Source organism: Nocardiopsis halophila DSM 44494 (assembly GCF_000341245.1).
Classification (GTDB): domain Bacteria; phylum Actinomycetota; class Actinomycetes; order Streptosporangiales; family Streptosporangiaceae; genus Nocardiopsis_A; species Nocardiopsis_A halophila.
Window position 1 is genome coordinate 1 of sequence record NZ_ANAD01000176.1, and the last position, 7,932, is coordinate 7,932.

The 7,932-nt window shown below is 73.2% G+C and carries 7 protein-coding genes; 6 read left to right on the forward strand and 1 reads right to left on the reverse strand.

The features are described from left to right. Positions 1 to 195: 195 nt before the first annotated feature. Complete coding sequence (locus tag D450_RS0120440; RefSeq protein ID WP_017540512.1) at positions 196 to 612, reverse strand: PaaI family thioesterase; 417 nt, start codon at positions 610 to 612, stop codon at positions 196 to 198. 117 nt (positions 613 to 729) lie between these two features. Here D450_RS0120440 and polA point away from each other — a divergent pair, with 117 nt between their 5' ends. From polA to D450_RS30750, 6 genes are all read left to right on the forward strand, one after another. Continuing rightward, positions 730 to 3,492: a DNA polymerase I gene (gene polA, locus D450_RS0120445; RefSeq protein ID WP_083932718.1), complete on the forward strand. Its 2,763-nt coding sequence runs from the start codon at positions 730 to 732 to the stop codon at positions 3,490 to 3,492. 287 nt (positions 3,493 to 3,779) lie between these two features. After that, positions 3,780 to 4,223: an alternative ribosome rescue aminoacyl-tRNA hydrolase ArfB gene (arfB, locus tag D450_RS0120450; RefSeq protein ID WP_017540514.1), complete on the forward strand. Its 444-nt coding sequence runs from the start codon at positions 3,780 to 3,782 to the stop codon at positions 4,221 to 4,223. 273 nt (positions 4,224 to 4,496) lie between these two features. Then, a complete protein-coding gene (gene rpsA, locus D450_RS0120455; protein ID WP_017540515.1) occupies positions 4,497 to 6,005 on the forward strand; it encodes a 30S ribosomal protein S1 in 1,509 nt (502 codons plus the stop codon). A gap of 118 nt (positions 6,006 to 6,123) precedes the next feature. Then, positions 6,124 to 6,642, forward strand: coding sequence for a GNAT family N-acetyltransferase (locus D450_RS0120460; RefSeq protein WP_017540516.1), 519 nt, complete (start codon positions 6,124 to 6,126; stop codon positions 6,640 to 6,642). A 10-nt stretch (positions 6,643 to 6,652) separates the two neighbouring features. Continuing rightward, on the forward strand, positions 6,653 to 7,255 hold the full coding sequence (gene coaE, locus D450_RS0120465) for a dephospho-CoA kinase (protein WP_026124378.1): 603 nt from the start codon (positions 6,653 to 6,655) through the stop codon (positions 7,253 to 7,255). Positions 7,256 to 7,418: 163 nt separating this feature from the next. Next, positions 7,419 to 7,932, forward strand: a 514-nt coding sequence (locus D450_RS30750; protein WP_039820729.1) for a DEAD/DEAH box helicase family protein, incomplete at its 3' end; no start/stop codon positions are given.

Here is a 7,932-nt window from a genome sequence, read left to right on the forward strand (position 1 = left end):
CATGGAGGGGCGCACCGGGGGCGGGGTCGCCGATCGCGCTGCAGCGGTCGCACCGCTCACAAGGACGCGGCCGACAGTTCCACCACTCCAGCGGACACGACCCGGGCATGGGCGGGCATGAAGAGAGGGCCCGCCCGGGGCGTCCCCGGGCGGGCCCTCGTCCGCCGGTCGGCGCGGCGCGCGGCCGCGGGCGGCTCAGGCGTCGCGCAGCATGCACGTCAGGCGGGAGGTGCACACCCGCTTGCCGTCCTCGCGGGTGATCTCGATCTCCCAGGTGGCGAGGGTGCGCCCGGTGTGCACGGGGGTGGCCACGCCGGTGATGTGCCCCTCGGTGGCCGGGCGGTGGTGGGTGGCGCTGATCTCGATGCCGACGGCGATGCGGCCCTCGCCGGCGATGAGCGCGGAGCCGACCGAGCCCAGGGTCTCGGCGAGCACGCAGGAGGCGCCGCCGTGCAGGATCCCGTAGGGCTGGGTGTTGCCGTCCACGGGCATGCGCCCCACCACCCGCTCGGGGGAGGCCTCCAGGAGCTCCAGACCCATGCGGTCGCCGAGGGAGCCGCCGGAGCTGGTGCTGCCCATGATCTCGGCGAGCTGCTCGGCGTTGAGGGTCATGGCGGGGTGCCCCTTTCCAGGAGGTGGTGCGCCCTTCGGGGCGCGTTCGCGGCGGCGACGGGCCCGGCGGTGCGCAGGCCACGCGAAAAAGTCCGCACCGCATCCTAGGATTCCCCTGTGGCGAACACACAGCAGACCCCCGGTCAGAGCAGTACAGGCGGCGCGTCCGCGGCGGGCGGCGGTGGCCGCCTGCTGTTGGTGGACGGGCACTCGATGGCGTTCCGCGCCTTCTTCGCGCTCCCGGTCGAGAAGTTCGGGACGACGACGGGACAGTCCACCAACGCGGTGTACGGGTTCACGTCCATGCTGATCAAGCTCTTGCGCGAGGAGGAGCCCACGCACATCGCGGTGGCCTGGGACGTGTCCGGGCCGACGTTCCGGCACGAGGCCTACGGGGACTACAAGGACGGCCGGGCCGACACCCCGCCGGAGTTCCCCTCGCAGGTGGAGCTGGTCCAGGAGCTGCTGCGGCTGCTGGGCATGACGTCGGTGTCGGTGCAGGGCTTCGAGGCCGACGACGTGATCGCCACCCTGGCGGGGCAGGCCGGCGCCGCGGGCATGGAGGTGCTCATCGCCTCGGGCGACCGGGACGCCTTCCAGCTGGTCGACGGCGGGTGCACGGTGCTCTACCCGGGCAAGAGCGTGTCGGACCTGACGCGGATGACGCCCGAACGGGTGGAGGAGAAGTACGGCGTGCCGCCGGAGCGCTACCGCGACCTGGCGGCGCTGGTGGGGGAGAAGGCCGACAACCTGCCGGGCGTTCCGGGGGTCGGGCCCAAGACGGCGGCCAAGTGGATCCTGAAGTACGGGTCGCTGGACGAGCTGGTGGCCCGCGCCGAGGAGCTCACCGGCAAGGCCGGGCAGAACTTCCGCGACCACCTGGACGACGTGCTGCGCAACCAGCGGCTCAACCTCCTGGTGGGCGATGTGCCGCTGGAGGTGGGCCTGTCCGATCTTGAGCCGGGGACCGCCGACGCCCAGGGGGTGAACACCCTCTTCGACGACCTGGAGTTCGCCTCGACCCTGCGCGACCGGCTGTTCCAGGTGGTGGGCACCGGGCAGGCCGAGCAGGAGCCCGACGCCGGCGAGGACTTCGACGACGCGGTGCAGGTGCCCGCGCCGGGGGAGCTGGGCGCGTGGCTGGACGGGCACGCCTCCGGCGGCCGGTCGGGGGTGGCCTTCTCCGGCACGTGGGGTGCGGGGACGGGCGCCCTGGAGGCGGTGGCCGTGGCCGCGCCGGACGGGGCCGCCGCCTACGTCGACCCCGCCTCGCTGGGCGAGGAGGACGAGCGCGCGTTCGCCGCGTGGCTGTCCGCGCAGGACCGGCCCAAGGCCGTGCACGAGGCCAAGGGGCCGCTGCTCGCGGCGTTCGCGCACGGCTGGGACCTGCAGGGGGTCAGCAGCGACACGGCGGTCGCCGCTTACCTGGTGCAGCCGGGGCAGCGCAAGACGGGCCTGGAGGACATGTGCCGCCAGTACCTGAACAAGGAGCTGGTCCGGCGCCAGGAGGAGGGCGGCCAGCTCTCGCTCGACGTGGGCGGCGACGGCGGGGACGGCGACGCCGACGGGGCGGCCCGCGCGGACCTGGCGGTGCGGGCCCGCGCCACCCGCGAGCTGGCCGACCGGCTGGACGCGCTGCTGGAGCAGCGCGGCGGAGCCGGCCTGATGGCCGACGTCGAGCTGCCGCTGGTGCGGGTGCTGGCCGGCCTGGAGCGCGCCGGGATCGCCGCCGACCGGGACTACCTGGACTCCCTGGAGGCCGAGTTCGCCGCCGAGCAGCGCCGCGCGGTGGAGGAGGCGCACCGGGTGGTGGGCCGGGAGTTCAACCTGGGCTCGCCCAAGCAACTGCAGCAGGTGCTCTTCGAGGAGCTGGGGCTGCCGAGGACCAAGAAGATCAAGACGGGCTACACCACCGACGCCGACGCCCTGGCGTGGCTGGCGACCCAGACCGAGAACGAGCTGCCGGCGATCCTGCTGCGCCACCGGGACCAGACCCGGCTGCGCACCACGGTCGAGGGCCTGGTCAAGACCATCGCCGAGGACGGGCGGATCCACACCACCTTCAACCAGACGGTGGCGGCCACCGGGCGGCTGAGCTCGGTGGAGCCCAACCTGCAGAACATCCCGGTGCGCACCGACGCCGGGCGGAGGATCCGCCGCGCGTTCGTGGTGGGGCCGGGCTACGACGCGCTGATGACCGCCGACTACAGCCAGATCGAGCTGCGGATCATGGCGCACCTGTCCCAGGACGAGGCGCTCATCGAGGCCTTCCAGACCGGGCACGACTTCCACGCCGAGATCGCGGCGCGGGTCTTCGGCACCGAGCCGGAGCAGGTCGGCGGCGAGGAGCGGGCGCGCATCAAGGCGATGAACTACGGGCTGGCCTACGGGCTCAGCGAGTTCGGGCTCTCCCAGCAGCTGGGCGTCTCCCCGGGGGAGGCCCGCACCCTGATGGAGGACTTCTTCCAGGTCTTCGGCGGGGTGCGGGACTACCTGCACGAGGTGGTCGAGCAGGCGCGGCGGGACGGCTACACCGAGACGATCCTGGGGCGCCGCCGCTACCTGCCCGACCTGACCAGCGACAACCGGCAGCGCCGGCAGATGGCCGAGCGGATGGCGCTGAACGCGCCCATCCAGGGCTCGGCCGCCGACATCATCAAGGTCGCCATGCTGGACGTGGACCGGGCCCTGCGCGAGGGCGGGCACCGGGCGCGGGCGCTGCTGCAGGTGCACGACGAGCTCGTGCTGGAGGTGCCCGAGGACGAGGTGGAGTCGGTGCGCAAGCTGGTCTCGGAGGAGATGTCCGGCGCCTACGACCTGCGCGTGCCCCTCGCGGTCTCGGTCGGCCTGGGAGAGAACTGGCGCGACGCCGCGCACTAGCGGCGTGCCCGGCGGGGCGTTCCCGGGGCGTGTCCGCTGGAGCGGTGTCCTTTCCGTCCGGCCGGTTCAGCGCCGTCGTCACGGCTCTGAGCCGGCCCCCGGGGGGCCGGGGCCTGCCGGGTCGGGGCGTCTTCTTCCGGTCGCGTCGGCCCTTTCGCGGGGCGGTGGTCCGGCCCACGGCCGTGTCCGGAAGCGGGCGCCTGCGTCCGGAATCTCCGAGAATCGGGATGCCGTGCGGCGCCACGGCGGTTACGCTCTGAGCGGAACGACGGCCCAGGACGATCGTGATGGAGGCACCGGAGATGGCGGACCGCGGCGACGCGCAGGGCGTGCCCGCCCTGCCCGAGGCGGAGCTGGTCTGGCGCTTCTCCCGGTCCGGCGGGCCGGGCGGCCAGCACGTCAACACCTCGGACACGCGCGCGACGGCGTCGCTGGACGTGGCCGCGACCTCCGTGCTGACCGGGCGCCAGCGCGAGCGGGCCCTGGAGCGGCTGGCGGGGCGGCTGCGCGGCACCGTGCTGACGGTCAGCGCCTCCGACACCAGGTCGCAGGCGCGCAACCGGGAGCTGGCCGCCGAGCGGCTGCGCGCCGCGCTGGACGCGGCCTGCGCTCCGCCGCCCCGGGAGCGGCGGCCCACCCGGCCCGGCCGCGGGGCCCGCCGGCGCCGACTGGAGGACAAGCGGCGCCGCTCGGCGCTCAAGCGCTCCCGCTCGTGCCGAAGCGACGACTGAGGCGATCCGGGGGCGCCGTTTCGGAAGCCGCCGCGCAGGGCGGGGCGTCTTTCCGCTCGCGGGCGCGGGCGGGTAGCATGCGCAGAATGGGGACTTGGCCCCTTTGCGGGCCGGGATTCCGATTGACCAGGGGGCTCGGGTCTCATATTCTGGCCGGAGCGCTGTGGGCACCCGTGCGCAACGCGGTCCTGACCGACCGTACTCAACGACCGCGGACGGGTGGCGGCGGCGCATCTAACCTAGCCATTGTCCGCATCCGGAGTCCACCCACACATGACGAGCAGCACCGAGGCAACCTCGACACCCCAGGTAGCGATCGACGACATCGGGTCCGAGGAAGCCTTCCTCGCGGCGATCGACGAGACCATCAAGTACTTCAACGATGGGGACATCGTTGAAGGCACCATCGTGAAGGTCGATCGAGACGAGGTCTTGCTCGACATCGGCTACAAGACCGAAGGGGTGATCCCCTCCCGGGAGTTGTCGATCAAGCACGACGTCGACCCGGGCGAGGTCGTGGCCGTCGGCGACCACGTCGAGGCCCTGGTCCTCCAGAAGGAGGACAAAGAGGGCCGGCTGATCCTGTCCAAGAAGCGCGCCCAGTACGAGCGCGCCTGGGGCACGATCGAGAAGATCAAGGAGGAGGACGGCGTCGTCACCGGCACGGTGATCGAGGTCGTCAAGGGCGGTCTGATCCTCGACATCGGCCTGCGCGGCTTCCTGCCCGCCTCGCTCGTGGAGATGCGTCGCGTCCGCGACCTTCAGCCCTACGTCGGCCGCGAGCTCGAGGCCAAGATCATCGAGCTGGACAAGAACCGCAACAACGTGGTCCTGTCCCGCCGCGCCTGGCTGGAGCAGACCCAGTCCGAGGTCCGCCAGACCTTCCTCAACACCCTGCAGAAGGGCCAGATCCGCAAGGGCGTGGTCTCCTCGATCGTCAACTTCGGCGCCTTCGTCGATCTGGGCGGCGTGGACGGCCTGGTGCACGTCTCGGAGCTGTCCTGGAAGCACATCGACCACCCGAGCGAGGTCGTCGAGGTCGGCCAGGAGGTCACCGTCGAGGTCCTTGACGTCGACATGGAGCGCGAGCGCGTCTCCCTGTCGCTCAAGGCCACGCAGGAGGACCCCTGGCAGCAGTTCGCTCGCACCCACCAGATCGGGCAGGTCGTTCCGGGCAAGGTCACCAAGCTGGTGCCGTTCGGTGCGTTCGTCCGCGTCGAGGAGGGCATCGAGGGCCTGGTGCACATCTCCGAGCTGGCCGAGCGCCACGTGGAGATCCCCGAGCAGGTCGTGCAGGTCGGCACCGAGATCTTCGTCAAGATCATCGACATCGACCTGGACCGCCGCCGGATCAGCCTCTCGCTGAAGCAGGCCAACGAGAGCGTCTCCCCCGAGCAGGAGGAGTTCGACCCCACGCTCTACGGCATGGCCGCCGACTACGACGAGCAGGGGAACTACAAGTACCCCGAGGGCTTCGACCCCGAGACCGGCGAGTGGATGGAGGGCTTCGAGGTCCAGCGGGACGAGTGGGAGCGCCAGTACGCCATGGCGCAGTCCCGCTTCGAGGCGCACCGCAAGCAGGTCGCCGAGGCCCGTGCCGCCGAGGCCGAGGCCGAGGCCGGCGGCGGGTACGAGGAGGAGGCTCCGGCCCCCGCGCCCGCCGGCGGCGGTAACGGTGGCGGCGGCAGCGCCTCCAGCGGCGCCGACTCCACCGGCGGTGCCCTGGCCTCCGACGAGGCCCTGGCCGCGCTGCGGGAGAAGCTCGCGGGCGGCGGCGAGTAGCCACCGCCTCCCCGCCGGGACTCCGGCGCGGACATCGCGAACCGCCGAGGGCCGTTCCCCGTACCGGGGGGCGGCCCTCCGCTATGCTCGGCGCGCACCCGCACGCGAGAGGGAGCCCATGCGCGCCGACACCCCGCCCGAACCGGCCGTCACCGCGGCCGCGCCCGAGGACGCGGGCCCGATCTGGTCCCTGCAGCGCGCCGCCTACCTGACCGAGGCGCAGCTGTACGGGGACCCCTACCTCCCGCCGCTGACCGAGGGGCGCGAGCAGGTGCGGGCCTCCTTCGACCGGGGCCCGGTGCTCAAGGCGGTGCTGGAGGGGCGCATCGTGGGCGCCGTGCGCGGCGTCGCCGCCGAGCGCGCGTTCCTGGTCAACCGGCTGGCCGTGGCGCCGGACGTGCGGCGGCGGGGGATCGGCCGGGCCCTCATGGCCGAGCTGGAGCGCCGCGCCGCCGCCGACCACCCGGGGCTGGAGCGCTTCGCGCTGGCCACCGGGCACGGCAGCGAGGACAACCTGCGCTTCTTCCGCTCCCTGGGCTACACCGAGGCCTCCCGGGAGCGCCTGTCGGACCACCTGGTGCTGGTGCACCTGGGCAAGCCGGCGCCCGGCGCCGCACCCGGGGAGCCGGTGCCGTAGTCTCGGCCCCATGCTTCGAGTGGGACTGACCGGGGGCATCGGCTCCGGCAAGAGCGAGGTGGCGCGGCGCCTGGGCGAGGCGGGCGCGCTGGTGGTCGACGCCGACGCGATCGCCCGCGAGGTCGTCGAGCCGGGCACCCCGGGGCTGGCCGAGGTGGTGGCCGAGTTCGGGGAGGGCGTGCTGGACGCCGACGGGCGCCTGGACCGGCCCCGGCTGGGCGAGATCGTCTTCTCCGACACGGCCCGGCTGACCCGGCTGAACGCCATCGTGCACCCCCGGGTGGCCGAGCGCACCCGGGAGCTGATGGAGCGCGCCCCCGAGGGAGCGGTCGTGGTCGACGACGTTCCGCTTCTGGTGGAGAACGGTCTGCAGGAGCTGTACGACGTGGTGGTGGTCGTGGACGCCCCCGAGGAGCTGCGGGTGGAGCGCCTGGTCGGGGACCGCGGCATGCCCGAGGAGCAGGCGCGGGCCCGGATCCGCGCCCAGGCCGAGCGCGAGGAGCGGCTGGCCGTCGCCGACATCGTGGTGGACAACTCCGGCACCCGCGAGGAGCTGGACGCCCGCGTGGCCCAGGTGTGGAAGGAGCTGCGCGCCCGCGCCGACCAGGGGTGACCCGCGCCCGGCGCGGTCCGCCGCCCTGGGCCCGGGCCCCGGGGAATGGCCGGGCGCCGCCGCCGGTTGCACGCATCGGTCCGGCGCTGTCGCAGGGCGGCGCTAGGTTGGAGGGTGCGGGCACCTGCGGCCCGCGCGGCACGGAGGCGACGATGGGGGCGGCATGCGACCGGTGACCGACATCCAGCGCAAGAAGGCGCCGTTCGAGGTGGTCTCGGACATGGTTCCGGCGGGCGACCAGCCCGCGGCCATCGCCGACCTGGCGGGCCGGGTCGGGGCCGGGGACCGCGACACGGTGCTGCTGGGCGCCACCGGTACCGGCAAGACCGCCACGGTGGCCTGGATGGTGGAGCAGGTGCAGCGCCCCACCCTGGTCATGCAGCCCAACAAGACGCTGGCCGCGCAGTTCGCCAACGAGCTGCGCCAGATGCTGCCGAACAACGCGGTCGAGTACTTCGTCTCCTACTACGACTACTACCAGCCCGAGGCCTACGTCCCGCAGACCGACACCTACATCGAGAAGGACTCCTCCATCAACGACGAGGTGGAGCGGCTGCGGCACTCGGCGACCAACTCGCTGCTCACCCGCCGCGACACCGTGGTGGTGGCGTCGGTGTCGTGCATCTACGGCCTGGGCACCCCGCAGGAGTACGTGGACCGGATGGGGCGGCCCCCGG

Bases quoted from the DNA above. Each gene is read 5' to 3' on its own strand.
- D450_RS0120440 (WP_017540512.1), bottom strand. From the start codon at position 612: ATGACCCTCAACGCCGAGCAGCTCGCCGAGATCATGGGCAGCACCAGC.
- coaE (WP_026124378.1), top strand. From the start codon at position 6,653: ATGCTTCGAGTGGGACTGACCGGGGGCATCGGCTCCGGCAAGAGCGAG.
- arfB (WP_017540514.1), top strand. From the start codon at position 3,780: ATGGAGGCACCGGAGATGGCGGACCGCGGCGACGCGCAGGGCGTGCCC.
- rpsA (WP_017540515.1), top strand. From the start codon at position 4,497: ATGACGAGCAGCACCGAGGCAACCTCGACACCCCAGGTAGCGATCGAC.
- D450_RS0120460 (WP_017540516.1), top strand. From the start codon at position 6,124: ATGCGCGCCGACACCCCGCCCGAACCGGCCGTCACCGCGGCCGCGCCC.